The organism is Paenirhodobacter sp. CAU 1674, assembly GCF_029222945.1.
Taxonomy (GTDB): domain Bacteria; phylum Pseudomonadota; class Alphaproteobacteria; order Rhodobacterales; family Rhodobacteraceae; genus Rhodobacter.
The window spans coordinates 165,013-191,498 of the sequence record NZ_JARHUH010000005.1 but is presented as its reverse complement, the minus strand read 5'-3'; the positions used below and the strand labels follow the sequence as shown (position 1 = coordinate 191,498).

Here is a 26,486-nt window from a genome sequence, read left to right as displayed (position 1 = left end):
TACTCAAATTATGAACGCACATTCCTGACAGTCCCCCTATTCTGCCCCCAGCAAACAAACGGAGGACGCCATGCGCGTGTTTTATGATCGCGATTGCGATGTGAACCTGATCAAGGACAAGAAAGTCGCCATTCTGGGCTATGGCTCGCAAGGCCATGCGCATGCGCTGAACCTGCGCGACTCGGGTGCCAAGAACATCGTCGTCGCGCTGCGCGAAGGCTCGGCCTCGGCCAAGAAATGCGAAGCCGAAGGCCTGACCGTGATGGGCATCGCCGAAGCGGCCGCCTGGTGCGACGTCATCATGTTCACCATGCCCGACGAACTGCAGGCCGAGACCTACAAGAAATACGTCCACGACAACCTGCGCGAAGGGTCGGCGATCGCGTTCGCCCACGGCCTGAACGTGCATTTCGGCCTGATCGAGCCGAAACCCGGCATCGACGTGATCATGATGGCCCCGAAAGGCCCGGGCCACACCGTGCGCGGCGAATACACCAAGGGCGGCGGCGTGCCCTGCCTGTTCGCGGTCCACAATGACGCGACCGGCAAGGCGCAGGAAATCGCGCTGTCCTACTGCTCGGCCATCGGTGGCGGGCGCTCGGGCATCATCGAAACCAACTTCCGTCAGGAATGCGAAACCGACCTGTTCGGCGAGCAGGCCGTTCTGTGCGGTGGTCTGGTCGAACTGATCCGCATGGGCTTCGAAACCCTCGTGGAAGCTGGCTACGAGCCGGAAATGGCCTATTTCGAGTGCCTGCACGAAGTGAAGCTGATCGTCGACCTGATCTATGAAGGCGGCATCGCGAACATGAACTACTCGATCTCGAACACCGCCGAATATGGCGAGTATGTTTCGGGCCCGCGCATCCTGCCCTACGACGAAACCAAGGCCCGCATGAAAGCCGTGCTGACCGACATCCAGACCGGCAAATTCGTGCGTGATTTCATGCAGGAAAACGCCGTTGGCCAGCCGTTCTTCAAGGCGACCCGCCGCATCAACGACGAGCACCAGATTGAGCAAGTCGGCGAGAAACTGCGCGCGATGATGCCCTGGATCTCGAAAGGCAAGATGGTCGACAAGTCGCGCAACTGATCCGCGGCGATCTGACATCCGGGGGCGCCTTGCGAGGCGCCCCTTTTGCTTTTACCCTCGCCCCAGCACAGGAGAGCGCAATGCACGACATGCCCCAATCACAGCTGGACGCCATCGAGGCGGAGCGCGCGAAAATCTTTACTCCACAATGGTTTGGACGGCTATTCTCCGGCAGGCTGGCACCCGGCGACACATTCTGGGTCGGCAATTACGGCATTTTGCTGTGGGTGGTGCCCGCCTTGGTCATGCTGGTGTTCTTTGTGGCGAAATTTGCCCCCGGCGCCCTAGCCCCCGTGGTCACCGGCAGTCTTGCCCTGCTGGGCCTTTACCGTGTGGCCGTGTTGCGCGCCCTGATCGCCAGCACGCTGAGCACACCTGGCCCGAAAGGCTGGCGCTGGTTCGGGGTGCTGTGGACGGCGGCCGAAGCCACCGCGCTCCTCAGCTTTGTCTGGGTGAGCTTCACCCGCTAACCCATTCCAGCCCTTCAACTACTCCGGGCCGAAGGGGCGGCGTCCGTTACGCCGTTTCGGCCTCGACCGCAGCCACGATGCTGTCGACGGCGGCTTGCAAGATCGTCTCGTCCTCGCATTCGGCCATCACCCGGATCAGCGGCTCGGTGCCCGATTTGCGGATCAGCAAACGGCCCTGCCCGGCCAGGTCGGCCTCGGCTGCAGCGATCACTTTTCGAACATTTTCTGCGTTCAGCGGTTCTTGCCCCGCCTGATACCGCACGTTTTTCAACATTTGTGGCACGGTTTCGAACTGCCTGACCAGATCCGAGGCCCGCAGCCCCGTTTCGGCCATTGCCAGCAGGAACTGCAGCCCCGCCATCAGCCCGTCACCGGTGGTCGCGTAATCGGTCATCACGATATGGCCCGATTGCTCGCCGCCCAGATTGAACCCGCCCGCGCGCATCCGCTCGACCACATAGCGGTCGCCAACATTGGTGCGTTCCAGCCGCAGCCCATGGCCCTGCAAGAATCGCTCCAGCCCCAGATTTGACATCACCGTCGCGACCAGCGCACCACCGCGCAGACGCCCGGCCTCGGCCCAGCGGCGCGCGAACAGCGCCATGATCTGATCGCCATCGGCCACGCGCCCGGTTTCATCCAGAATCATCACCCGATCGGCATCGCCATCCAGCGAAATCCCCAGATCGGCGCCATGGGCCACGACCGCCTCGGCGGCGGTCCTTGTGTAAGTCGATCCACAATTTTCATTGATATTCAGGCCGTTGGGGGAAACCCCGACGGGAATAACCTCGCAGCCCAGTTCCCACAGCACCTCGGGCGCGGCCTTGTAGGCGGCGCCATTGGCGCAGTCGACCACGACCTTCAGCCCCGACAGACGCCCGCGCCCCGGAAAGGTGGTTTTCGCATATTCAACGTAGCGTCCGCGCCCGTCCTCGATACGTTTCGCACGCCCGATATTCTGCGGCTGCGCCGGGGCAATCTCGCCTGCGACGATCGCCTCGATCTCGGCCTCGGCCTCGTCCGACAGCTTGAAGCCATCGGGGCCGAAGAACTTGATTCCATTGTCTTTTGCCGGGTTATGACTGGCCGAGATCATGATCCCCAGATCGGCCCGCATCGAGCGCGTCAGAAACCCGACCGCCGGCGTCGGCACCGGCCCCAGCAGCAGCACGTTCATACCCGTCGAGGTCAGGCCCGCCGTCAGCGCGTTTTCCAGCATATAACCCGACAGCCGCGTGTCCTTGCCGATCACCACACGATGCCCGTTGCCGCTGTCACGGCGGAAATAGCGCCCCGCGGCGGCGCCCAGGCGCAGCGCCATATCGGCGGTCATCGGCCAGCTGTTGGCCTGTCCACGCACCCCATCCGTGCCGAAAAGCTTCCTGCTCATGACTCGTAACCTTCTGTTATTGCGCGCCAAAGCCGCAGGCCTTGCGCGATTTCACGCACATCATGCACACGGTGGATCTGTGCGCCCTGCGCCACCCCGGCCAGGGTCACCGCCAAGGTGCCCGGGCCACGATCCGTTGCCGCCTCGGTCCCGCCGATCGTGCCGATGAAACGCTTGCGCGACACGCCCAGCAGCACGGGGCAGCCCAGCCCGTGAAACAGGCTCAGCCCGCGCAGCAGCGTCAGATTGTGTTGCAGCGTCTTGCCAAAGCCGATGCCGGGATCGACGACGATCCGCTCGCGCGCGATGCCATTGGCCTCGGCCAGCGCCACGCGCTCCTCAAGGTAGTCGTACACATCCAGCAGCACGTCGCCATAGTCCGGGTCGTCCTGCATGGTTTCGGGCAGGCCTTGCGCATGCATCAGGCAGATCGGCAGGCCGGTGATCGCCGCCAGTTCGGCCATCGCCGGATCGAATTCCATCGCCGACACGTCATTGAGCATATCGGCCCCCGCCTCGACCGCGGCGTCGCCGACCATCGCCTTGCGGGTGTCGATCGAAATCGGTGCCGCAAACCCCTCGTCACGCAATGCGGCAATCACCGGGGCGGTGCGTTCGATTTCCTCGTCCTCGGGCACTTCCTGCGCACCCGGGCGGGTGGATTCACCGCCGATGTCCAGAATATCGGCGCCAGCCGCAACCAGATCCTGAGCGCGCTGCAGCGCGACCTCGGGCGCGTCGAACCGCCCGCCATCCGAGAAACTGTCAGGCGTCAGGTTCAGGATGCCCATGATCTTGGGGCAATCCATGCCCATCCCGGCCACCGGGGCGCGCCGTGCGGTCAGCCGCTCGGCCACCTCTTCGGGCAGGTGGCGTGCCGGGATAAGTTCACGCACGCCCCCGCGGGCGATCCGCTCGACCGTATCGAACCAGCCCCAGCCCCCGGCCAGGCGCAGGGCATCATCGGGACGGACGGCATCGGTTTGCACCAGCGGGCGGTAATACAGCTTTTCCATGCGCCCCTTTCACCCCAAGAGGCAGGGCTTGGCAAGGCTCACGGATCGACGCGCGTCACCGGCACGCGGCTTCCTGCCGGGGCTGAAACATCCCCGTGAAGTTCCAGCTGCGTGGCCGCCATCTGCTCGGCCAGCCACAGCGCCAGCGCCACGGCATCGCCCACCGCCCCTTTCGGCCCGTCGACCGCGTCCAGAACGATCTTCGAGGGCGCCCAGACCACCATCTGCCCGTGCTTCATCGCCCAGTCGATCTCGGTCCGGGTCGCAACCACCACGCAACGCGGATCGCGGGACGCCAGCACCCAGGCGTTCTGCTCGATCGCCAGCAGGTCGATGCGGCGCTGCGTCGGGCGCTGCCCGGTTTGCGGCACACCGCCTTCGGGCAGACCGACGGTCAGAATGACCGGCGCCCCCGCAGCCTGCAGCACGTCCAGCCGCGCGGCCAGATCGGACGCCGCAATCGCGGCATTCGACAGATAGGCCACCACCGGATGCAGCGCCTCGGCCCCGGTCTCATCGCCCAGGCGCACCGGCTGGCTGGCCCGCGCGCGCACGATCTCGACCCCAAGCGCCCCGGGGCCCCGATCCAGCTTCTCGATCCGCACGAAGACGCGCATCGCCTGCGGTTCGGCCAAAATCCGTTCGGCCACCCGCTCGGCCAGCGTTTCCAGCAGGTTCAGCCGCTCGGCCGCCAGTTCGGCCGCGATCGCCTCGGTCAGGCGGTCGTAGGACAGGATGCGATCCACGTCGTCATCCAGCGGCGCGGGCGCGGGGCGCACCTCGACCACCACATTGAAGCGCAACCGCTGAACATGCCCGCGCTCTTGCTGAAAGGCACCGATGTCGGCCTCGACGATGTGATCGCGCAGGCTGATCCGGTCGCGCGGGTCGGCCGGGGCCGACGCCAGCGCGCGTTCTTCCGGGTGGGCAAAGGCCAAAGAGGTGTCAGAGGTCATCGGGGTCTCGTGTTGCTTGGCGCCACAATACGAAAGGGGCGGGCCAAGGCCCACCCCGAAACGTCATCTGCGCGCCGATCCGCGACCTCAGTTCGAGGCCGTCTGCACCGGCTTGCGATAGAAGATATGCGCCCCGATCCGCGTGGTCTGCACGAAGCGCCGCGACCAGCTCGGGCGCACGGCGGGGGTATGGAAATAGGTCGCGCCCTCGGTCAGATCGCGCGGCGCGCCATCCAGCATTGCCCGGGCGACCTTGGCCACCTGGGCATAGGCCTGACTGTCGCGCACAACGTCAGAGCGGCCATCGCAGGTCCAGCTGAACTGACAGCCGCGGTTGTTACCCTGATGCACGACACCGCAAACAGTGCCCGGGAACTGCACGTCGTCGACGCGGTTCAGCACCACTTCGGCCACCGCAATCTGGCCTTCCAGGCTTTCGCCACGGGCCTCGTGATACAGCACCGAGGCCAGGCACTGGAATTGCTCGCCCCCCGTGGGCACCGGCTGGCTGGCCAGCCATTGCGCGGTGATTTCGGGCGCCGCGCCGGTTTTGCGTGCCGCCTTCGGGGCGGTGGTGATTGCAGAGATCCGCTTGGCGGTGACCGCGCCCAGGGCGCTGCGTTCCTGCCACAACGCCGACAGGAGCCCCTGCTCCGTCGCGGTGGGATCGTTCGACTGGCTTACCGTAACTTCGGCACGCAAGCCTCCGGCAAGGGCCAGGAGGAGCATCGCGCCCCCCGTCCAGCTTTTCAGCACTGACATGTGTATCTTCCGATAAGGACATCGCCCCGGCCTGAGCCGCGACCGCAGCGCCATAACCGAAAAAACGTTAAGATGTCCACCTTTCGGCAAAAAGACAGGCAATTCCGCCCACAAAAGTGGCGGATTCCCGCTTAGCCCCCGGACGACTCATGCCCGTCGGGAACTCTTTGCCGATACCTGCAAGTTTTTGAAAACACCAGAGGAATCAGAGAGGTGGCGCAAGATTTACAGACCGCTTCGCCCCTTGGGGGCCAACAGTGCAAAATGTGCCGCCGCGAGCCGCGCAACCGGCACCCGGAACGGTGAACAGGACACATAATCGAAGCCCGCGGCGCGGCAGAAGGCGATTGATTCGGGGTTGCCGCCATGCTCGCCACAGACCGAAATCGTCACATCCGGGCGCGCGGCGCGACCGCGCCCCGCCCCGATCAACAGCAACTCGCCCACGCCCTCGACATCCAGAATGTGGAACGGGTCCTCGGCATAGACCCCCTGATTGACGTAGTTCGACATGAACCGCCCGGCGTCGTCGCGCGACAGGCCATAGGTCATCTGCGTCAGGTCGTTGGTGCCGAAAGACAGGAAATGCGCGTGCTCGGCGATCTCGCCCGCCCGCAGGGCCGCACGCGGCGTTTCCACCATCACCCCCAGGCGATAGGTGAAATCGGCCTTCATCTCGGTCTTCACCGCCGCCGCGACAGAATCGATCCGGGTCTTGACGATTTCCACCTCGCGCGAGGCCGAGACCAGCGGGATCATGATTTCGGGCACCACGGGGGCGCCGCGCTTGCTGGCCTCGATCGTCGCCTCGAAGATCGCGCGCACCTGCATGTCATAGATTTCCGGCACGGTCACACCCAGCCGCACACCGCGCATCCCCAGCATCGGGTTGAATTCGCTCAGCGCCTCGACCCGGCGGGTCACCTCGGACAGCGGACGGTCCAGCGCCTCGGCCAGTTCGCGCATGCCTTCGCGATCATGCGGCAGGAATTCATGCAGCGGCGGATCGAACAGCCGGATACAGACCGGCAGCCCCGCCATGATGTCAAACAGCGCCATGAAGTCGGCCCGCTGCATCGGCAGCAGCCGCTCCAGCGCGATGCGCCGGTCGTTGGCGGTATCGGCAAAGATCATCTCGCGCATCACCGTCAGACGATCTTCGTCAAAGAACATGTGCTCGGTCCGGGCCAGACCGATGCCCTCGGCCTCAAACATCCGCGCGGTGCGGGCGTCGTCGGGCGTGTCGGCATTGGCGCGCACGCCGATGTCGCGCACATTGTCAGCCCACCGCAGCAGCGTGCGGAAGGCATCGTCCAGCGCGGGTTCCAGCATCTCGGCCGCGCCCACCAGAACCTCGCCGCTGGTGCCGTCGACGGTGATGACCTCTCCCTCGCGGAAGATCCGGCCCTTGGGTCCCCGCAAGGTGCGGTCGCGCCCGTTGATCTGAATATCCGTGCAGCCCACGATGCAGGGCAGGCCCAGACCGCGGGCGATCACCGCCGCATGGCTGGTCACGCCGCCGCGTTCGGTCAGCACGGCCACCGCCGCATGCATGCCCCGAATATCCTCGGGCGAGGTTTCGCGGCGCACCAGAATGCAGGGTTCGTCCCGCGCGGCGCTGGCCTGGGCTGCGGCGGCCGTGAAAACGATCTTGCCGGTCGCCGCCCCCGGGCTGGCCGGAATACCCAGTGCCAAACGGTCGCGTGCGGCGCGCGGATCGACCTGATAGTGCAGCAATTCGCTCAGCGCGCGGGGTTCGACCCGCAGCAACGCATCCTCGCGCGAGATGATCCCGTCGCTCGCCAGCGCAACCGCGATCTTGACCGAGGCGCGCGAGCTGCGCACCACCCGCACCGCGTCGATCACCGCAACCTTGCCGCCCTCGACCGCGAATTCCAGCTGCATTTCCTCGCGCAGCTTGGCGCGACAGGCGGCGCCGTAATGGCGCAATTCCTCGAACACCGCCGGCGCGGCCTCTTCCAGCGAGGCGCCGCGCGGGTCCTGCGTCAGAAACAGCGTCTCGACCGAGGCCTTGCGACCCTGGCTTTGCCCCCGGAACCGCCCCGTGATCTGCGGCAGGCCCGTCACGCTGTCGACGAACTGGATCGTGCCCGAACCGGACAGCCCCGGCCCGATACCAAGGGCCATTTCCTGCACCACCAGCCCCAGCACCGCCTCCAGCGGCGCGCCCTTGGCCTGACGCAGCAGCCGCGCGGTCGTGCCCTCCCAGGCGCGCGCCATAGAGCGCAGCACCTCGGCCAGCTGGCGCGCGGGGGATTGCGGGAAATCTTCGTCCGTTTCCGCGCGATAGGCCGCCAGCGCAGCGCTCAGCGCCTGCGGCCCCGGCTCGGCATGAAACATGTCGGGGTCGAGCCGGGCGACATGGGTCGCGTAATTCTGCACGAACCGCAGATACAGCGCATCGGCCGCCTCGCGCCCGTGGCTGTCGGTCAGGATCGCATGCATCGCGTCGTTCATGCCGACGTTGAGCACCGTTCCCGGCCCGCCCCATTCGGGGTTTTCCGGGCTGGAGCGCACCGACACCAGCAGGTCAGGCCCAAAGATCGCCGCCAGGGCCTGGGTATCGGGCATCTGCCCCGCCGCGATCGCGCGCACCGTTTCGCACGGCAACGCCACCGTCCGCGGCACCGGCAGATCAAGCCGGATCAGCCGCTGCAGACATTTCGCACGCCAGCCATGCCGGTTCAGAGTGACCGCAGCCCCCGGCGTCAGCTCGACAAATTCAGCAAAATCAGCGTGTTTCTGCATTGCAGCATGCCCCTCGTCCCTTGGCAGGATAGGCGGAAACGCGCACCGCGCAAGTGCGACAATTGGGTGAACGACGCCGCGTCACCTAACGTGATGAATTCACCGCAATAAATCCGCCCGCCCCGGATCGGGGGCGGGCGGCGGCACTCAGCCTTCCAGCTTGGTCAGATCCGCCACGCTCAGGCAGATCTGACGAATGCGCGACAGCAGGTTCAGACGGTTGCGGCGCACGATTTCATTGTCAGAGTTGATCTGCACGGCGGTGAAGAAGGCGTCGATCGGCCCGCGCAGCGCGGCCATCGCGCCCATCGCGGTTGCGAAATCCTCGGCCGCCATCGCCGGTGCAATCGCCGCCTCGGCCTGATCCAGCGCGGCAAACAGCGCCACTTCCTCGGGGCCTTCGGCGAATTTCACATCCGCCCCGTAGGAATATTCGACGCCATCCTTGGCCTCGGCCTGCGCCAGAATGTTGTTCGCGCGTTTGAAGCCCGCGATCAGGTTCGCGCCATCCTCGGTGGCCAGCACCGCGCCCAAGGCCTCGGCCCGTTTCACCAACAGCGTCAGATCGTCATTGCCCGGCATCGCAAGGCAGGCGTCGATGACATCGTGACGGATGTTCTGGTCTTTCAGGAAGACCTTGAGGCGGTCGTGGAAGAAGGAGAGCAGATCGCCCGCATCCGTGCCAGAGTTGGCTTTTTGGAACAATTCCGACAGGTTCAGCCGCAAATCGTTATTCAAAACCAACCGAATAACCCCCAACGCCGCGCGGCGCAGCGCGAAGGGGTCCTTGCTGCCCGTGGGCATTTCACCAATCGCCCAGAAGCCGGTCAGCGTGTCGATCTTGTCGGCCAGCGCGACGGCCACCGTCACCGGCTCGGTCGGCACATCGTCGGACGGGCCCAGCGGCGAATAATGGCCCTTGCAGGCATTGGCCACAGCCTCGGGCAGGCCCGCCGCGCGGGCGTAATAGCTGCCCATCAGTCCCTGCAGTTCCGGGAATTCGCCCACCATGGCCGAGCGCAGATCGGCCTTGGCCACGCGGGCGGCTTCGACGGCCAGATCGGGCGAGGCGCCGACCAGCGGCGCGATCTCGCCCGCCAGCGCCTCGATCCGTTCGATCCGCGCGGCCTGGCTGCCCAGCTTGTTGTGGAAGGTCACATTGGCCAGACCGGCGCCCATGCCTTCCAGCCCTTCGGACTTCACCAGCCGCAGGTCGTTTTCCCAGAAGAATTTCGCATCCGACAACCGCGCCGACAGCACCTTGAGGTTGCCCTTCAGGATCGTCGCGCCATGGTCCGCGGTTTCGCGGTTCGCGACGGTCACGAAGCCCTCGATCCGCCCGGTCTTCGGGTTCTTGACCGAGAAGAATTTCTGATGCTCTTTCATCGAGGTTTGCAGCACCTCGGGCGGCAGGCCCAGAAAATCATCGGCAATATCGCCCATCAGCGCGACGGGATATTCGACCAGCCCCGCCACCTCGGCCAGCAGGCCCTTGTCCTCGACCAGTTCCAGCCCGCGCGCAAAGGCCATCTGCGTGGCGTCGTGCCAGATGATCGCTTCGCGCTCGGCCGAATCCAGCACCACCTTCGCGGCCTTCAGCTTGGCGGCGTAATCGTCAAAGCCCGAAACGGCAAACCGGCCCGGCGCCATGAAGCGGTGGCCCTCGGTCGTGTTGCCCGAAACGATGCCCTCGATTTCCAGCGGCACCACCTCGGCGCCCGCCTCGGTCGTCAGGATGCACAGGATCGAATGCAGCGGCCGGACCCAGCGCAGCGCGCCCGCGCCCCAGCGCATCGACTTCGGCCAGGGGAAATTGCGGATCGTGCGTTCCAGCACCTCGGCCACGATCTCGGGCGCGGCGCGGCCGGGTTTTTCCACCACAGCGAAATAGACCTGGCCCTTCTTGTCGTCGCGCAGTTCCAGCTGATCGAGCGTCAGCCCGGTCGAACGCAAAAAGCCCTGCACCGCGGCTTCGGGGGCGCTTGCGCTCGGGCCCTTGCGTTCCTCGCGCAGGGTCGGGCTGCGCTCGGACAGGCCCTCAAGCGCCAGCACCAGACGGCGCGGCGTCGAGAAGGCGGCGGCATGGGCGTAATGCAGCCCGGCCTCGACCAGACCATCGGTCACCAGCTTGCGCAGGTCTTCGCGCGCCCGCGCCTGCATCCGCGCGGGGATTTCCTCGGAGAAGAGTTCAATCAGCAGATCGGGCATGTCACTTCTCCGCGTTTTCGTTCAGTTGGTGCCAGGCATAGGCCCGGCCATCGGGATAAATCGCCACCACACGGTCGACACCGGGGCGGATCTCATGTTCGGACAGGAAGGCCACCGCAGCACCACTTTCCAGATCGGCCCCGATCCGGGCCGCATCGAAGCAGCCAAACCAGTTCGGCCCGTTCAGCGGGGTTGCGTTGTCATAGACGGTGAAGGTCTCGGTCAGCAGAGCCAGCGACAGCGGCGTGTGAAAGCAGCCGCGGAACCGCAGGGGCGAGCTGTCGGCGTCGATCCCCTCGAAGCCCTCGGCCAGGATTGCCTCGGGCTGGCCGGTCTCGACCGAGGTCAGCCGGATTTCGGCCGCCGGGGCCGAGGCCTGCACGGGTTCGTAAAATGCATATTCCTGCAGATAAAAGACCGCAGCCCCGGTCAAAAGCGCGCTCAGCACGATGATGCCTCCGACGATCTTGCCATTCACGCCCCGACACCCTCTGGCTGGGCACCGCCGGCTTCGGTGGTGACGAAGGCGTCGGCGCATTTCTTGGCCAGCGCGCGGACACGACCGATATAGGCCTGCCGTTCGGTGACCGAGATCACGCCGCGTGCATCCAGCAGGTTGAACAGGTGGCTGGCCTTGATGCACTGGTCATAGGCCGGGTGCGCCATCACGATGCGCCGCCCTGCCCCGTCCACCGGATCGGCGGCAAGGATACGTTCGCATTCGGCCTCGGCATCCTCGAAATGGCTCAACAGCATCGCGGTATCGGCCTGATCGAAGTTCCAGCGGGAATATTCCTGCTCGGTCTGGCGGAACACATCGCCGTATTTCAGCGCGATCGGCGCGTCGGGGTCGTTGAAGGGCATGTCCATCACATGGTCGATGCCCAGCACATACATCGCCAGCCGCTCCAGACCATAGGTAAGCTCGCCCGAGACGGGGCGGCAGTCGTGCCCGCCGACCTGCTGGAAATAGGTGAACTGGCTGACTTCCATGCCATCGCACCAGACTTCCCAGCCCAGCCCCCAGGCGCCCAGCGTCGGGGATTCCCAGTCATCCTCGACAAAGCGGATATCGTGCAGTTCCAGATCAATGCCGATTGCCTCAAGGCTGCCCAGATACAGCGCCTGCAGATCCGGCGGGCTCGGTTTGATCAGCACCTGATATTGATAATAGTGCTGCAGCCGGTTCGGGTTTTCGCCATAGCGCCCGTCGGTCGGGCGGCGCGAGGGCTGCACATAGGCCGCGGCCCAGGGCGTCGAGCCCAGGCTGCGCAGCGTGGTCGCCGGGTGAAAGGTGCCCGCGCCGACCTCCATGTCGTAAGGTTGCAGCACCGCGCAGCCCTTCGAGGCCCAATAGGTCATCAGGCGCAGGATGATTTCCTGAAACGAACGCGGAGCGGCGGGTTTGGTCGCGGCGGTGTTGGACACGGGAAGGCACCCCTTTGGCTGAAAGCGCCCCCTCTCTAGGCAAGGGGCGCGCGGGGGTCAACGGGGGCCGGGCGGCAACGGCGGTCCGGGCGGGCAAAATCCACGCATTTTGGGGTGACGCCGCCGCTGAGCCTGCTAACGTGCCCGTCCAGAACGCGAAGAGCGCAAGAATGGGGTGTAACGAATGAAATCTGTGCGCAGGGCCATTTCGGCCGTGGTGGGGGCCGGGCTGACCGGGATGATCTGGACGGGGCTGGCCTGGGCCGAACCCGCCTGGATCCAGATCGAGGCGCGCCCGTCGCTGGCCGCCGGCGAAGAGCGTGCGCGCGACTGGGCCCGCAGCTTCCCCGATGTCGTGGGGTTTGCCATGAACACCGGCTGGTATGCGATTGCCCTGGGCCCGTTTTACAGCCCCGAAACCGCACAGGCAAAGATGCGGCTGCTGCGCAGCGAACGGATGATCCCCCTGGACAGCTATGTCTCGGACGGGTCGAAATTCGGTCAGCAGTTCTGGCCTGTGGGGGCCGGGCTGAGCGCCGTCCCCGAGGCGCCCGCGCCGGTGCCCCCTGTCACGCCGGACGCGCAGGAAAACGCCCCGGAACCCGAGGCCGCGGCCCCTGCTCCGGTGGCCGAAACTGCCCCCGAACCGGCATCGGTCGAAACACTGAGCCGGTCACGTCAACTCGAAGCCGCCCTGACGCGCGAACAGCGGATGGAAATTCAGGCGGCGCTGCAATGGCAGGGGGTCTACAGCGGGGCCATCGACGGGGCCTTCGGGCGTGGCACCCGGGGCTCGATCGCCGCGTGGCAAACCGCACAGGGGTTCGAGCCGACCGGGGTTCTGTCTTCGGCACAGCAGGCGCAACTTCTGCTCACCGTCGCGACCGAGCGCAAGGCCCTGGGCCTGACCCTGACCGAAGAACCGGAAGCGGGCATCGCCATCGAATTGCCGCTGGGGCTGGTCGAATTCGACCATTACGACCCGCCCTTCGTGCATTACCGCGCCAAGGACGGCTCGGGCGTGACGGTGCTGCTGATTTCGCAGCAGGGCGATCAGAACGCGCTGTTCGGTCTGTATGATGTGATGCAGACGCTGGAAATCGTGCCGATGGAGGGGCCGCGCAACCGCGAACGCGACGGTTTCACCCTGACCGGGCAGAACGCGCAGATCCATTCCTACACCCAGGCGAAACTGGCGGGCGGGCTGATCAAGGGCTTCACGCTGGTCTATCCCGCCGATCAGGAAGCACGGATGGCGCGGGTGCTGGCGGCGATGAAGGCCAGCTTCAAGCCGCTGGGGGGCACCGCGCTGGATGCGACATTGGGCAAGCCGCTTGCGGTGGACCGTGCCGACCTGCTGTCGGGGCTGAATGTGCGCCACCCGGAATTCGCGCATTCCGGTTTTTACGTCGATGACAAGGGCGCGGTGCTGACCGCGGCCGCCGGGCTCGATACCTGCGCGCGCATCACGGTCGAGGATCAGGACGTCGATCTGGCCTTTGCCGACATGGATCTGGGCATTGCCGTTCTGACCCCGCGCAAACCGCTGGCGCCCGCGCGCGTTGCGGCCTTCCAGACCGCGGCGATCGGCCCCGGGTCCGAGGTCGCCGTGGCAGGGTTTTCCTACCCGGAGTCGCTCTCGGCGCCGGTGCTCAGCTTCGGCACATTGTCGGATCTGACGGGCCTTGCCGGCGAGGTATCGCAGGCAAGGCTGGCGGCGCGGGTGCTGCCCGGTGACGTGGGCGGCCCGGTGCTGGACACCACCGGCGCGGTGATCGGCATGCTGCTGCCCGATGCGCATGCCCCCGACAAGCTGTTGCCCGGCGATCTGGCGGTGGCGGTGCAATCGGCGGCCATGGCCCCCGCACTGGCAGAGCGCGGCTTCGCCCCGCTGGCCTCTGACGCCTCGGGGGCGCTTGCGGCCGAGGATCTGGCGGAAATCGCCCAGGGCCTGACGGTGCAGATCGCCTGCTGGAAATGACCCCGACTGCGAGGGCCGCGCCCCGGCCCTCGCCCGTCAGCTGCGCCAGAACCGCGGCAGCAGCAGCACCAGAACCGACATCAGCTCCAGCCGCCCCAGATACATCCCCGCCGACATCATCCATTTCGCGGGTTCAGGGAAGGCGTCGATTGCGCCATTGCCCGACACTTCGGGGCCCCAGGCGGGCCCGACATTGGCAATCGCCGTCCAGGCTGCGGTCAGCGCGGTCTTGGTTTCAAGGCCCGTCAGCGACAACCCGACGATCAGCACACCGAAACTCAGGATGAACAGCGAGAAGAAGGCGATCACCGAATTGACCACCTCATCCTCGACCGGCTGGTTGGCATAGCGCACCCGCACCACCCGATGCGGGCTGTGCAGGCGGCGGATCTGGGCGCGGATCGCCTCGAACAGGATCAGATAGCGGAACACCTTGACCGAACAGCCGGTGGACGAGGTGCAGCCGCCGATCAGCCCGGTGATAATCAGCACCACGAAAGCCAGATGCCCCCATTTGGTGATGTCCTCGCTGGCATAGCCGGTGCCGGTGAAGGTCGAGACCACGTTGAAGGTCACCTCGCGCAGCGTGGGCCAGAAGTCGGCCTCGTGGCGGAAGATGCGATACAGAACGATCACCCCGATCGCATAGGCGTGCCAGCGCAGGAAGGCGCGCACCTGCGGATCGCGCCAGATCGGGCCGACATGGCCCTGCGTCAGCTGCACGAAGCGGATGAACGGCATCGCCGCCAGCAGCATGAACACCGAGGCCGCATATTCCGCAGGGCCGCTGTAGCGCGCGAAGCTGGCGTCGTAATTGGAAAACCCGCCGGTGGACAGCGTGGTCAGCGCATGCACGATCGCATCGAAGGTGGTCATCCCCAGCGCCGCATAGACCAGCCCGCAAATCACCGTCAGCCCGACGTAGATGCGGATCAGCGCGGTCGAGATGTCCATCGCGCGCGGCAGGATCTTGCCCAGCGTGTCGAACCCTTCCGAGCGGAAGAACTGCATCCCGCCCACCTTCATCACCGGCAGGAAGATCATCGCGACGATGATGATGCCCAGGCCCCCCAGCCATTGCAGGATCGCGCGCCACATGTTCGTGCCCGGCGGCAGATCGTCGAGCGCGGGAATGACTGTGGTGCCCGTGGTGGTCAGGCCCGACATCGCCTCGAAATAGGCGTCGGTGAAGGTCAGCCCGGGCGCGCCGATGATGAAGGGCAGCGCACCGAAGGCGGGCAGCGTGGCCCAGACGAGCGAGGTCAGAACGAAGCTTTGCGGCAGCGTCAGCATGTGACGCAGCGCATCGCGCGAGGCCAGCGCCAGCAGCCCACCCGCCGTCGCGCAGATGATCGCGGATTCCAGAAAGGCGCGCCAATGCGGGTTGCCATGTGCGAAATCCACAAGCGCCGGCACCAGCATCGCCAGCCCCAGAACCATGCTCAGCATTCCGATGATATAGCCCACGGGGCGCAGATCCATCATCCGCCCTGCTTGCCCGCGCCGAAGGGGCCAAGTCAAGTGCGCCGTGGCGGCCGGGATTGCCCCGGAAAACTTTGCAAACTTTCCGAAATTGGTCAGTTAATTTGCTCAATTTCGCAATTTTTGCTTGCGCCGCAACGCAGCGACGCTAGGTTTCCGCCATTCCACCTGTCGGGGAGAGTCTGACATGTTCCGCAAGATTCTGGTAGCCAACCGCGGCGAAATCGCCATCCGCGTGATGCGCGCGGCCAACGAGCTGGGCAAGAAGACGGTCGCCGTCTATGCCGAAGAGGACAAGCTGTCCCTGCACCGTTTCAAGGCCGATGAAGCCTATCGTATCGGCGCGGGCCTGTCGCCCGTCGGCGCCTATCTGTCGATTCCCGAAATCATCCGCGTGGCGCAGGAATGCGGCGCCGATGCGATCCACCCGGGCTATGGCCTGCTGTCGGAAAACCCCGATTTCGTCGAGGCTTGCGCCGCGGCGGGCATCACCTTCATCGGCCCGCGCGCCGAAACCATGCGCGCGCTTGGCGACAAGGCCAGCGCGCGGCGCGTGGCGATCGCGGCGGGCGTCCCGGTGATCCCTGCGACCGAAGTGCTGGGCGAGGATTTCGACGCGATCAAGGCCGAGGCGGCGGAAATCGGCTATCCGCTGATGCTCAAGGCCAGCTGGGGCGGCGGCGGGCGCGGCATGCGCCCGATCATGGGCGAGGCCGAGCTGGTCGAAAAGGTCCGCGAGGGCCGGCGCGAGGCCGAGGCCGCCTTTGGCAATGGCGAGGGCTATCTGGAAAAGATGATCCTGCGCGCACGCCATGTCGAGGTGCAGCTGCTGGGCGACACCCACGGCGGGCTTTATCACCTGTTTGAACGCGACTGTACCGTGCAGCGGCGCAACCAGAAGGTGGTTGAACGCGCGCCCGCCCCCTATCTGACCGAAGCGCAACGCGCCGAGGTTTGCGAACAGGCGCTGAAGATCGGTCGCGCGGTGGGCTATCAGAACGCGGGCACCGTCGAATTCCTGATGGATATGGACAGCCAGCAGTTCTATTTCATCGAGGTCAACCCGCGCGTGCAGGTCGAACACACCGTGACCGAAGAGGTCACCGGCATCGACATCGTGCAAAGCCAGATCAAGATCGCCGAAGGCGCGACGCTGGCGCAGGCCACCGGCGTGCCCGATCAGGCGCATGTCACCCTCTCGGGCCACGCGCTGCAATGCCGCGTCACCACCGAGGACCCGCAAAACAACTTCATCCCCGATTACGGCCGTCTGACGGCCTATCGGTCCGCAACCGGCATGGGCATCCGTCTGGATGGCGGCACGGCTTACGCGGGCGGCGTGATCACGCGCTATTATGACAGCCTGCTGGTCAAGGTCACCGCCTGGGCGCAAACCCCCGAACAGGCGATCACCCGGATGGACCGCGCGCTGCGCGAATTCCGCATCCGCGGCGTTTCCACCAACATCGACTTCGTCATCAACCTGCTGAAACACCCGACCTTCCTAGATTACAGCTATACGACGAAGTTCATCGACACCACGCCCGAGCTGTTCCAGTTCAAGAAGCGCCGCGACCGGGCGACCAAGATCCTGACCTATATCGCCGACATCACGGTGAACGGGCATCCCGAAACCGCAGGCCGCGCCAAGCCGCCGGCCGAGGCGCGCACCCCGCGCGCGCCGCTGCCCGCAGGCCCGGTTCCCAAAGGCACGCGCGATCTGCTCGACGTCGAGGGCCCGCAGGCCGTGGCCGCCTGGATGAAGGCGCAGAAAAAACTGCTGATCACCGACACCACGATGCGCGACGGCCACCAAAGCCTGCTGGCCACGCGGATGCGCAGCCTCGACATGATCAAGGCCGCCCCCGCCTATGCGGCGAACCTGGGCGATCTTTTCTCGGTCGAATGCTGGGGTGGGGCGACGTTCGACGTGGCCTATCGCTTCTTGCAGGAATGCCCCTGGCAGCGGCTGCGCGACATCCGCGCAGCGATGCCCAATGTGATGACGCAGATGCTGCTGCGCGCATCGAACGGCGTGGGCTACACCAACTATCCCGATAACGTGGTGCAGTTCTTCGTGAAACAGGCCGCCGAAACCGGCGTCGATGTGTTCCGCGTGTTCGACAGCCTGAACTGGGTCGAAAACATGCGCGTCGCGATGGATGCGGTGATCGCGGCGAACAAGGTCTGCGAGGGCACGATCTGCTACACCGGCGACATCCTGAACCCCGATCGCGCGAAATACGACCTGAAGTATTACGTCGCCATGGCCAAGGATCTGGAGGCGGCGGGCGCGCATGTGCTGGGGCTGAAGGACATGGCGGGGCTGTTGAAACCCGCTGCGGCGCGCGCCCTTGTCACCGCGCTGAAAAACGAGGTCGGCCTGCCGATCCACTTCCACACGCATGACACCAGCGGCATTGCCGGGGCCACGGTTCTGGCCGCGGCGGATGCGGGCGTCGATGCGGTGGATGCGGCGATGGATGCGTTCTCGGGCGGCACCTCGCAGCCGTGCCTGGGGTCCATCGTTGAGGCGCTGGCCCATACCGAACGCGACACCGGCCTGAACATCGCGGCGATCCGTCAGATGTCGAACTACTGGGAGGCCGTGCGTCACCAGTATCGGGCCTTCGAATCCGGGCTCGAGGCCCCCGCCTCCGAGGTTTACCTGCATGAAATGCCCGGCGGGCAGTTCACCAACCTCAAGGCGCAAGCGCGCAGTCTGGGGCTGGAGGAACGCTGGCACGAGGTGGCGCAGGCCTATGCCGACGCCAACCAGATCTTCGGCGATATCGTCAAGGTCACGCCCAGCTCGAAAGTCGTGGGCGACATGGCGCTGATGATGGTGGCGCAAAACATCAGCAAGGCCGATGTGCTGGACCCGGCCAAGGACGTGGCCTTCCCCGATTCCGTCATCGACATGATGCGCGGCAACCTGGGCCAACCGCCCGGCGGCTGGCCTGCGGGGATCGTCAGGAAGGTGCTGAAAGACGAGCAGCCCTCGACCGAACGCCCGGGCAAGCACCTCGCGCCCGTCGACATCGAGGCGACGCGCGCGAAACTCTCGGCCGAGCTGAACGGCTATGTCGTCGATGACGAGGATCTGGCGGGTTATCTGATGTATCCCAAGGTGTTCCTCGATTACATGGGCCGGCATCGCCAATACGGCCCCGTGCGCACCCTGCCGACGCCCGTCTTCTTCTACGGGATGGAGCCGGGGCAGGAAATCAGCGCCGAGATCGACCCCGGCAAGACGCTGGAACTGCGCTTCCAGACCGTCGGCGAGGTGGACGAGGCCGGCGAGGTCAAGGTGTTCTTCGAACTCAACGGCCAGCCGCGCACGATCCGGGTGCCCAACCGCGCCGTGAAGGCCGCGACCAAGGCCAAACCCAAGGCCGACCCGGCCAACCCCAACCACATCGGCGCGCCGATGCCCGGTTCCGTGGCCAGCGTTGCGGTCAGCGTGGGCCAGAAGGTGCGCGCGGGCGATCTGCTGCTGACGATCGAGGCGATGAAGATGGAAACCGGCATCCATGCCGACCGCGAAGCGACGATCAAGGCGCTGCATGTCAGCCCGGGCAGCCAGATCGACGCCAAGGATCTGCTGATCGAGCTGGACTGACAAACGGGGCGGCGGGGAAACCCGCCGCCCTTGTCTTATCGCAGGAAGGCGCGGAACCGGCGCAGCGCCAACGCGAACATCACCGCCCCGATCCCGAACAACGCCAGAAGCTGCGGCCAGACCACGGCCAGCCCCGCCCCGCGGAAAAGCACCGCCTGCGCCAGAATCGCGAAATGCGTATTGGGCGCGGCCAGCATGATATACTGGATAATGTCGGGCATGCTTTCGCGCGGGGTCAGCGTGCCCGACAGCACCTGCATCGGCAGGAAGGTAATCACCAGCAGCAGCCCGAACTGCGGCATCGACCCCGCCATCGTCGCCAGCCAGATCCCCATCGCGGTGACCGCGAACAGCTGCAACACCGTGCCAAACAGGAACAGCGCAAGCGAGCCGGGGATCGGCACCTGCAGCATCCCCTCGACCACCACCACGATCGAAAAGGCCGAGGCCAGCAGCACCACCAGCCCCATCGACCAGAGTTTCGAGATCATGATCTCGGACGCGCTGACCGGCATCACCAGCAGATGCTCGACCGTGCCATGTTCGCGTTCGCGGATCAGCGCCGCCCCGGTCAGCACGATGCCCAGCATGGTGATCGACATGATGACGTTGGAAATAGCCCCGAACCACATCTGGTCCAGCTGCGGGTTGAAGCGCGCGCGCAGCACCAGACCGACGCTCAGTTCGGTTTCGCTGCGGTGGCGGTCGAGGTATTCGTTCACCTCGGCATTCACGATCTGCTGGATATAGCCCATGCCGGTAAAGGCCTGCGTCATCCGCGTGGCATCCACGTTCAGCTGGATCTGCGGCACATCGCCCGCCAGCAGGTCACGCTGAAAATCGGGCGGAATATCCAGCGCGAAAGTATCAAGCCCGGCATCCATCCGCGCGTCCATCTCTGCCGCCGAAATGATCTCGGGCGGCATGAAATAGGGCGGATAGAACGCATCGGCGATCCGCGCCGACAAGGCCGAGCGATCCTCGTCGACAATCGCGATGCTGGCCTTGTTCAGGGTCTCGGGCATCGCCTTGGCGGCGGTGTGGATCGAGAAGGTGAAGGCATAGACGATCAGCACCAGCAGCATCGGATCGCGCAGCAGGCCGCGCAACTCCTTGACGCCAAGGTTCCAGATATTGGCCAGCCGCATCGCCTACCTCGCCTGTTTGCGCAACAGCGCCACGCCAAGGCCCAGCACGATTGGCACCGTGATCGCCAGCGCGATGAAATCGGGGCGCATGTCGGCCAGTTCCAACGCCTTGGAAAACACCCCGCGCGAGATCGTCACGAAATAGGTGGCGGGGAAGATATGCCCGATCGCCGCCCCTGCCCCTTCAAGCGAACTGACCGGGTCGATCATCCCCGAATATTGCACCGACGGGATCAGCGTCAGCAGCGCGGTGCCGAAAATGGCCGCGATCTGGCTGGACATGAAGGATGAAATCAGCAGCCCCATGCCGGTGGATACCGTGACATACAGCAGCGCCGCCAGCGTCAGCGCAGGCAGGCTGCCGCTGACCGGCACGCCAAAGACAAACACCGCCAGCGCCACGAGGCCCGCGAAATTGACCATGCCAAGCGCGACATAGGGCAATTGCTTGCCCAGCAGGAATTCGAACCGGGTGACCGGCGTGACGTAAAGGTTGACGATCGAACCCAGTTCCTTTTCGCGCACCACGCTCAGCGCGGCCAGCATCGCGGGAATCAGCATCAGCAGCAGCGGCACCATCGCCGGCACCATCGCCGGCAGGCTTTGCACATCGGGGTTGTAGCGGTAACGCGTGGCGATGGTGAAATCGCCCGCCACCGCCGCATCGCCGTAAATCTCGCGCATCTTTTCGGTCAGCCACCAGGCGTGCAGCCCCTGCACATAGCCCTGCGTGGTTTCGGCCTGCGCGGGCATCGAACCGTCGATCCAGGCCGCCACCGCCACATCCCGCCCGCGCCGCAGATCGGCGGCGAAATTCGGCGGGATTTCCAGCGCCATCGCGATTTCGCCCGCCCGCATCCGCGCGTCCATATCCTGATAAGAGGTCAGCGCGGGTTCCTCGGTAAAATACCGCGAACCCGAAATCTGCGCGACATAATCGCGGCTGATCCCGCTCTGGTCCTGATCGAGCACCGCGAATTTCAGGTTTTCCACATCCAGATTGATGCCATAGCCCACGACAAGCATCAGGATGACGGTGCCCAGCGTGGCCAGCGTGCCGCGGATCGGGTCGCGTTTCAGCTCCAGCGCCTCGCGCAGGCAATAGCTGAACAGACGCCGCAGGCTGAAAGCGCGTGCGAAAAACGACTGCTTGCGCGCGCGTTTAGCGGGGGCGTCGGGCAGAACGGTCGTAGGCGCGGGCGCCGTATCAACCTCGCCGATCGCGGCTTCCAGATGCTGAATGAAGGCCTCTTCCAGCGTGGCCGCGCCTGCCTGTGCCATGATCGCCGCGGGCGCATCCGACACCAGCACCCGCCCCGCATGCATCAGCGAAATCCGGTCGCAGCGCTCGGCCTCGTTCATGAAATGGGTCGAGACGAAGATCGTCACCCCGTCGCGGCGCGACAGCTCGCCCAGGATCGTCCAGAACGCATCGCGCGCCACCGGATCGACGCCCGAGGTCGGCTCGTCCAGAATCAGGATGTCGGGCGCATGGATCATCGCCACCGCCAGCGACAGCCGCTGCCGGATGCCCAGCGGCAGGCCGTCGGGGAATTCGTCGGCCACCTCGGCCAGATCGAAGCGGTCGATCATCTCGGCCACCCGCGGGCCGATCCGCGCCGGGTCAAAGCCGAACAGCCGCGCATGCAGCACAAGGTTCTGCCGCACGCTCAACTCGCCATACAGCGAGAAGGCCTGCGACATATAGCCGATGCGCCGCCGGATGTTCAGATCGCGCGCATCCATGTCTTCGCCGAACAGCTGCGCCTGTCCCTCGCTTGGCGCCAGCAGGCCGGTCAGCATCTTCATCGTCGTCGTCTTGCCGCAACCGTTGGAACCAAGAAATCCGAAGATCTCGCCCTTCTCGATGCGGAAACTCACATCATCGACCGCCGTGAAATCGCCAAACCGCATGGTCAGGTGGGTGGCTTCGATGGCGATGGCGTCGGTGTCGTCGATGCGCGGCGGGATCGCCACGGTGTGATGGCCTGCGCGGTCTTCCTCGGGCAGAAGCGCGATGAAGGCCGCGTCCAGATCTGCCGCGCCGGTCTGCGCCAGCAGCTGCGCGGGCGCGCCCGTCGCCAGCACCCGGCCCGCGTGCATCGCACACAGCCAGTCGAACCGCGCGGCCTCTTCCATATAGGCGGTGGCGACCAGCACGCTCATCCCCGGGCGCCCGGCGCGAATCCGGTCGATCAGATCCCAGAACTGCCGCCGCGACAGCGGGTCGACGCCGGTCGTGGGTTCATCCAGGATCAACAGGTCGGGGTCGTGGATCAGCGCGCAGCACAGGCCCAGCTTTTGCTTCATCCCGCCCGACAGCTTGCCCGCGGGCCGGTCGGCAAAGGGGGCAAGCCCGGTGGCCTGCAACAGATTGGCGATCCGGCGCGCGCGCTCCTCGGCGCCATGGCCGAACAGGCGGCCGAAGAAGTCGACATTCTCGCGCACTGACAGCGTTGGATACAGATTGCGGCCCAGCCCCTGCGGCATGAAGGCGATCCGCGGGCAGACCCGCCCGCGATGCCCGGCATCGCGCATGTCGCCGCCCAGCACCATCAAGGCCCCGTCCTGCAGCGCCCGCGCCCCCGCGATCAGCGACAGAAGCGAGGATTTGCCCACCCCGTCCGGCCCGATCAGCCCGGCCATGACACCTGCCGGGATGTCCAGGCTGATCGCCTCCAGCGCGCGGGTCTTGCCAAAGCGCAACCCGACATCGCTCAGCCGTGCCACCGGCCCTGCGGGCACGGGGGCGGTCATTGCGGCAACCTGACCTCAAGCGCTTCGGGCCAGTCGATGCCGGGATCGGTGCGCACATAGGCCACCCCCGGCAGGCCGGTCTTGACCCGGTCGATATGGGCGCGCAGCAGATCGGGGTCGATCCGCGCCTTGATGCGGAACATCAGCTTTTCGCGCTCGATCTCGGTTTCGACGGTTTTCGGGGTGAACTGCGCAACATCCGCGACATAGGAAATCTTCGCGGGGATCACCCAGTCGGGCGCCGCGTCCAGCACGATGCGCGCATCGTCGCCGATCGCCACGCGGCCCGCCTGCGCGGTGGGCAGGAAGAACGCCATCGACACGTCGCCCAGATCGGCCAGGTTCACCACCCGCCCGCCCGAGGCCACGATCTCGCCCGCGCGCGCAACCAGATATTGCACCCGGCCATCGCGCGGCGCGGTCAGAGTATTGTCGGCCAGTTGCACCTCGATCACCTCGATCGCGGCCTGCGCGACCTCGACGGCGGCCTGCGCGTTCAGCACCGCCGATTGCGCCGAATTGATCGCGGCCTCGGCCGCGGCCTGCTGTGCCTCGGCCGCGGCAATCGCGGCCCGGGCCCCCAGCGCCGCCGCCCGGTCGGCATCCAGCGAAGCCGCCGAGGCGGTCGAGGATTTCGCCAGCGCCTCGGTGCGCTCATACTGTTTCCATGCGGCATCCGCCGTCGCCCGGGCCTGTTCCAGCGCGGCATCGGCCGCGCGTTTTTCTGCCTCGGCCTGCTTCACGACGATCTTCGCGGTATCGACCGCCAGTTCGGCGCGCTTCTTTTCCGCCTGCGCCTGATGCAGACCGGCCTCCAACTGCCGGGAATCGATCTTTGCCAGCGGCTGATCGGCACTCACCAGATCGCCTTCGCTGACCAGCACCTCGGACAGACGCCCCGCCGCCTTGGCAGCCACGTCGATCTCGACCGCTTCGATCCGGCCATTGCCCGAGGCGATTCCCGGGAAAACAGCGCCCGTGGCCTGCGACTGCCACCACAGAAAGCCCCCGACCGCGGCCACCCCGGCCAAAGCCGTCAGGGCCCATCCCTATGTCTTGCTGTTCATGGCCGTCTCCTTCGTGCCCGTGCCTGCGCGCAGAGTGCCGCGCCGCAGCAGTGGGGTCAACAAGGGTTGAGGCGCCCGGATTGGAACGTGGCGGCAGCCGCCCTGAAGGCGGCCTGCTCCCGGCGCCTTTTACCGCGCAGACCTTGCCGCCATCCCCCGACCGCCGGACCGGCGACAGGGCCGATCGCCAATTTTCTTGGCAACAGTCAAATTTCCTCTTGCAGCCCCTCGCGCGATCTCCTAAATCCCCCTCCACCGAACCGGCAGCGCGGGCGTAGCTCAGGGGTAGAGCATAACCTTGCCAAGGTTAGGGTCGTGAGTTCGAATCTCATCGCCCGCTCCAGTTCGGACAGTTTAGGAGTGCGGGCGTAGCTCAGGGGTAGAGCATAACCTTGCCAAGGTTAGGGTCGTGAGTTCGAATCTCATCGCCCGCTCCAAAACAAAAATGGACCGCTTCGGCGGTCTTTTTTGTTTTTTGCCCCCGCCTGCGTGCCTGCCGCTTAACAAGCCGCCGCCTGCGGCCTATAAGGCGCTGACACCACAGGAAGGATCAGCGATGCGGACCGCTTCGATCACGCGCAAGACCGCCGAAACCGAAATCTCGGTCGAGATCAATCTCGACGGCACCGGGGTTTATGACAACCAGACCGGCGTCGGCTTCTTCGATCACATGCTCGACCAACTGTCGCGGCACTCGCTGATCGACATGACGATCCGCGCCACCGGCGATCTGCATATCGACGACCACCACACCGTCGAGGATACCGGCATCGCCATCGGTCAGGCACTGGTGCGCGCATTGGGCGACAAGAAGGGCATTCGCCGCTACGGCCATTTCGCGCTGGCGATGGACGACACCCAGGTCGCTTGCGCCCTGGATCTGTCGGCGCGCCCCTATCTGGTGTGGAATTGCGACATGCCCACGCAGAAGATCGGCAGCTTCGACACCGAACTGGTGCGCGAATTCTTTCAGGCGTTGTCCACCAATGGCGGGATCACGCTGCATATTGACCGGGTGCATGGCATCAACAGCCACCACATCGCCGAGGCCGCGTTCAAATCGGTCGCCCGCGCGCTGCGCATGGCGGTCGAGGTCGACCCGCGGATGGCCGGTGTGCTGCCCTCGACCAAAGGGGCGCTGTGATGCTGACGGCACTGGTCGATTACGACAGCGGCAACCTGCATTCGGCGCAAAAGGCGTTTGAACGCATGGCGCATGAGGCCGGCCACGGCACCATCGTCGTGACCAGCGAGCCCGATGTGGTGGCCAAGGCCGACCGCATCGTGTTGCCGGGTGATGGCGCGTTTCCGGCCTGCCGTCATGCGCTCGACCGCTTCACCGGCCTGTTCGAGGCGATCGAAGAAGGCGTGCACAAGCAGGGCAAGCCCTTCCTGGGGATCTGCGTCGGCATGCAGATGATGGCCACGCTCAGCCGCGAATACGAGCTGACGCAGGGCTTCGGCTGGGTGCCCGGCGAGGTGGTCAGGATCGAGCCCGCCGATCCCAAACTGAAAGTGCCGCATATGGGCTGGAACGATCTGGTGATCGACCGCCCGCACCCGGTGCTGGACGGCATCGTGACCGGCGATCACGCCTATTTCGTGCACAGCTACCACTTCAAGGTCGCCCAGCCCGAACACCTGCTGGCGCACGCCGATTACGCAGGCCCGATCACCGCGATCATCGGCCGCGACAACATGGTGGGCACCCAGTTCCACCCGGAAAAATCGCAGGCCACCGGATTGCGGCTGATCGCCAATTTCCTGCGCTGGACCCCCTGACGCAAAACGGGCGCCGAAAGGCGCCCGTTCCGTTTTTCTGCACGGTGCGGATCAGTCGATCTTCGACCACGCCTGCTTGGCGCAGATCAGCCCACCGGCCACACAGCCCGACAGTTTCATCGCCTTGCCGTTCAGCGCGATCTTGCCGATGTAGGTCTTGTTGTTCGACGGCCGCCAGACCTTGCCCGCATAGGTGCCATCGCCCTTCGGCGCCATGTCGATCACGATCATCTTGCCCTGATTGGGCGACTTGTATTCACCGCTTTCATTGAAGCTTTTGACGATCGTGCCACAGAAATTCGGCCCGCAGGGCGCGATTTTCACATGCGCATAGGCGCCGTCGTCGGGCTGCGTCTTCCACAGGCCCTCCAGCGGGTCGGCCATCGCCGCCCCGGCACCCAGGGCCAGCGCCGCCGCCAGAATGATGGTTTTCATGGTGTCTCCTCCCAAAGATCCTGCGCCATCTGGGCACGCGCCCCGATTCCCGGCAAGGCTGACGTGGCGTTGCGCCCTTGCCCGGGGCCCGCGTGCGTGACAAAAAGCGCCAAACGA

19 protein-coding genes and 2 tRNA genes are annotated in these 26,486 nt (G+C 65.5%); 8 read left to right on the top strand and 13 right to left on the bottom strand.

The window, feature by feature from the left end:
* The first annotated feature begins 70 nt into the window (after positions 1 to 70).
* Together ilvC and P2G62_RS09130 are read left to right on the top strand one after the other, a co-directional pair.
* Positions 71 to 1,093 carry a ketol-acid reductoisomerase gene (ilvC, locus tag P2G62_RS09135; RefSeq protein ID WP_275734577.1) on the top strand — a complete coding sequence of 341 codons (1,023 nt, stop codon included), beginning with the start codon at positions 71 to 73 and terminating at the stop codon, positions 1,091 to 1,093.
* 80 nt (positions 1,094 to 1,173) lie between these two features.
* On the top strand, positions 1,174 to 1,563 hold the full coding sequence (locus P2G62_RS09130) for a hypothetical protein (RefSeq protein ID WP_275734576.1): 390 nt from the start codon (positions 1,174 to 1,176) through the stop codon (positions 1,561 to 1,563).
* A 46-nt stretch (positions 1,564 to 1,609) separates the two neighbouring features.
* Here the strand turns inward: P2G62_RS09130 and glmM are convergent, their stop codons facing one another.
* From glmM to P2G62_RS09090, 8 genes are all read right to left on the bottom strand, one after another.
* Positions 1,610 to 2,956, bottom strand: a complete 1,347-nt coding sequence (glmM, locus tag P2G62_RS09125) for a phosphoglucosamine mutase (RefSeq protein WP_275734575.1) — start codon at positions 2,954 to 2,956, stop codon at positions 1,610 to 1,612.
* Positions 2,953 to 3,972: a dihydropteroate synthase gene (folP, locus tag P2G62_RS09120; RefSeq protein WP_275734574.1), complete on the bottom strand. Its 1,020-nt coding sequence runs from the start codon at positions 3,970 to 3,972 to the stop codon at positions 2,953 to 2,955. The genes glmM and folP overlap by 4 nt, the downstream gene beginning before the upstream one ends.
* A 38-nt stretch (positions 3,973 to 4,010) precedes the next feature.
* Positions 4,011 to 4,928, bottom strand: a complete 918-nt coding sequence (locus P2G62_RS09115; RefSeq protein WP_275734573.1) for a dihydroneopterin aldolase — start codon at positions 4,926 to 4,928, stop codon at positions 4,011 to 4,013.
* Between the two features lie 87 nt (positions 4,929 to 5,015).
* Positions 5,016 to 5,690 carry a cell wall hydrolase gene (locus P2G62_RS09110; RefSeq protein WP_275734572.1) on the bottom strand — a complete coding sequence of 225 codons (675 nt, stop codon included), beginning with the start codon at positions 5,688 to 5,690 and terminating at the stop codon, positions 5,016 to 5,018.
* A gap of 225 nt (positions 5,691 to 5,915) precedes the next feature.
* A complete protein-coding gene (locus P2G62_RS09105; RefSeq protein WP_275734571.1) occupies positions 5,916 to 8,459 on the bottom strand; it encodes a putative PEP-binding protein in 2,544 nt (847 codons plus the stop codon).
* 147 nt (positions 8,460 to 8,606) lie between these two features.
* A complete protein-coding gene (glyS, locus tag P2G62_RS09100) occupies positions 8,607 to 10,667 on the bottom strand; it encodes a glycine--tRNA ligase subunit beta (RefSeq protein ID WP_275734570.1) in 2,061 nt (686 codons plus the stop codon).
* A gap of 1 nt (position 10,668) precedes the next feature.
* Positions 10,669 to 11,145, bottom strand: coding sequence for a DUF6446 family protein (locus P2G62_RS09095; RefSeq protein ID WP_275734569.1), 477 nt, complete (start codon positions 11,143 to 11,145; stop codon positions 10,669 to 10,671).
* Complete coding sequence (locus P2G62_RS09090) at positions 11,142 to 12,095, bottom strand: glycine--tRNA ligase subunit alpha (RefSeq protein WP_275734568.1); 954 nt, start codon at positions 12,093 to 12,095, stop codon at positions 11,142 to 11,144. Before P2G62_RS09090 ends, P2G62_RS09095 begins: the two co-directional genes overlap by 4 nt.
* Positions 12,096 to 12,279: 184 nt before the next feature.
* Here P2G62_RS09090 and P2G62_RS09085 point away from each other — a divergent pair, with 184 nt between their 5' ends.
* Positions 12,280 to 14,076, top strand: coding sequence for a serine protease (locus tag P2G62_RS09085; RefSeq protein WP_275734567.1), 1,797 nt, complete (start codon positions 12,280 to 12,282; stop codon positions 14,074 to 14,076).
* A 36-nt stretch (positions 14,077 to 14,112) separates the two neighbouring features.
* On the opposite strand, the gene P2G62_RS09080 is transcribed toward P2G62_RS09085, so the two are convergent.
* Positions 14,113 to 15,561: a TrkH family potassium uptake protein gene (locus P2G62_RS09080; RefSeq protein WP_275734566.1), complete on the bottom strand. Its 1,449-nt coding sequence runs from the start codon at positions 15,559 to 15,561 to the stop codon at positions 14,113 to 14,115.
* Positions 15,562 to 15,745: 184 nt separating this feature from the next.
* Between P2G62_RS09080 and P2G62_RS09075 the strand changes: the two genes are divergently transcribed.
* Positions 15,746 to 19,180 carry a pyruvate carboxylase gene (locus P2G62_RS09075; RefSeq protein ID WP_275734565.1) on the top strand — a complete coding sequence of 1,145 codons (3,435 nt, stop codon included), beginning with the start codon at positions 15,746 to 15,748 and terminating at the stop codon, positions 19,178 to 19,180.
* A gap of 35 nt (positions 19,181 to 19,215) precedes the next feature.
* Here P2G62_RS09075 and P2G62_RS09070 read toward each other — a convergent pair whose 3' ends face one another.
* Genes P2G62_RS09070 through P2G62_RS09060 form a run of 3 tightly spaced genes read right to left on the bottom strand, consistent with a single transcriptional unit; the run spans position 19,216 to position 24,107 of the window.
* The gene (locus P2G62_RS09070; RefSeq protein WP_275734564.1) at positions 19,216 to 20,328 is read right to left on the bottom strand and encodes an ABC transporter permease; all 1,113 of its coding nucleotides are present in this window, start codon (positions 20,326 to 20,328) and stop codon (positions 19,216 to 19,218) included.
* 3 nt (positions 20,329 to 20,331) lie between these two features.
* Positions 20,332 to 23,085, bottom strand: coding sequence for a ribosome-associated ATPase/putative transporter RbbA (rbbA, locus tag P2G62_RS09065; protein WP_275734563.1), 2,754 nt, complete (start codon positions 23,083 to 23,085; stop codon positions 20,332 to 20,334).
* Complete coding sequence (locus tag P2G62_RS09060; RefSeq protein ID WP_275734671.1) at positions 23,082 to 24,107, bottom strand: efflux RND transporter periplasmic adaptor subunit; 1,026 nt, start codon at positions 24,105 to 24,107, stop codon at positions 23,082 to 23,084. Before P2G62_RS09060 ends, rbbA begins: the two co-directional genes overlap by 4 nt.
* Before the next feature lie 313 nt (positions 24,108 to 24,420).
* Between P2G62_RS09060 and P2G62_RS09055 the strand changes: the two genes are divergently transcribed.
* From P2G62_RS09055 to hisH, 4 genes are all read left to right on the top strand, one after another.
* Positions 24,421 to 24,495 (top strand) — tRNA-Gly (locus P2G62_RS09055).
* A 19-nt stretch (positions 24,496 to 24,514) separates the two neighbouring features.
* Positions 24,515 to 24,589: transfer RNA gene (locus P2G62_RS09050), tRNA-Gly, on the top strand.
* A gap of 119 nt (positions 24,590 to 24,708) precedes the next feature.
* Positions 24,709 to 25,296 carry an imidazoleglycerol-phosphate dehydratase HisB gene (gene hisB / locus P2G62_RS09045; RefSeq protein WP_275734562.1) on the top strand — a complete coding sequence of 196 codons (588 nt, stop codon included), beginning with the start codon at positions 24,709 to 24,711 and terminating at the stop codon, positions 25,294 to 25,296.
* On the top strand, positions 25,296 to 25,934 hold the full coding sequence (gene hisH, locus P2G62_RS09040) for an imidazole glycerol phosphate synthase subunit HisH (RefSeq protein ID WP_275734561.1): 639 nt from the start codon (positions 25,296 to 25,298) through the stop codon (positions 25,932 to 25,934). Before hisB ends, hisH begins: the two co-directional genes overlap by 1 nt.
* A gap of 51 nt (positions 25,935 to 25,985) precedes the next feature.
* Here hisH and P2G62_RS09035 read toward each other — a convergent pair whose 3' ends face one another.
* Positions 25,986 to 26,369, bottom strand: coding sequence for a DUF2147 domain-containing protein (locus tag P2G62_RS09035; RefSeq protein WP_275734560.1), 384 nt, complete (start codon positions 26,367 to 26,369; stop codon positions 25,986 to 25,988).
* Positions 26,370 to 26,486: the final 117 nt, after the last annotated feature.

Coding starts and splice junctions, on each gene's coding strand:
- P2G62_RS09085 (WP_275734567.1), top strand. CDS start 12,280: ATGAAATCTGTGCGCAGGGCCATTTCGGCCGTGGTGGGGGCCGGGCTG.
- glmM (WP_275734575.1), bottom strand. CDS start 2,956: ATGAGCAGGAAGCTTTTCGGCACGGATGGGGTGCGTGGACAGGCCAAC.
- P2G62_RS09075 (WP_275734565.1), top strand. CDS start 15,746: ATGTTCCGCAAGATTCTGGTAGCCAACCGCGGCGAAATCGCCATCCGC.
- P2G62_RS09115 (WP_275734573.1), bottom strand. CDS start 4,928: ATGACCTCTGACACCTCTTTGGCCTTTGCCCACCCGGAAGAACGCGCG.
- folP (WP_275734574.1), bottom strand. CDS start 3,972: ATGGAAAAGCTGTATTACCGCCCGCTGGTGCAAACCGATGCCGTCCGT.
- glyS (WP_275734570.1), bottom strand. CDS start 10,667: ATGCCCGATCTGCTGATTGAACTCTTCTCCGAGGAAATCCCCGCGCGG.
- P2G62_RS09070 (WP_275734564.1), bottom strand. CDS start 20,328: ATGCGGCTGGCCAATATCTGGAACCTTGGCGTCAAGGAGTTGCGCGGC.
- rbbA (WP_275734563.1), bottom strand. CDS start 23,085: ATGACCGCCCCCGTGCCCGCAGGGCCGGTGGCACGGCTGAGCGATGTC.
- hisB (WP_275734562.1), top strand. CDS start 24,709: ATGCGGACCGCTTCGATCACGCGCAAGACCGCCGAAACCGAAATCTCG.
- P2G62_RS09105 (WP_275734571.1), bottom strand. CDS start 8,459: ATGCAGAAACACGCTGATTTTGCTGAATTTGTCGAGCTGACGCCGGGG.
- P2G62_RS09035 (WP_275734560.1), bottom strand. CDS start 26,369: ATGAAAACCATCATTCTGGCGGCGGCGCTGGCCCTGGGTGCCGGGGCG.
- hisH (WP_275734561.1), top strand. CDS start 25,296: ATGCTGACGGCACTGGTCGATTACGACAGCGGCAACCTGCATTCGGCG.
- P2G62_RS09110 (WP_275734572.1), bottom strand. CDS start 5,690: ATGTCAGTGCTGAAAAGCTGGACGGGGGGCGCGATGCTCCTCCTGGCC.
- P2G62_RS09080 (WP_275734566.1), bottom strand. CDS start 15,561: ATGATGGATCTGCGCCCCGTGGGCTATATCATCGGAATGCTGAGCATG.
- ilvC (WP_275734577.1), top strand. CDS start 71: ATGCGCGTGTTTTATGATCGCGATTGCGATGTGAACCTGATCAAGGAC.
- P2G62_RS09130 (WP_275734576.1), top strand. CDS start 1,174: ATGCACGACATGCCCCAATCACAGCTGGACGCCATCGAGGCGGAGCGC.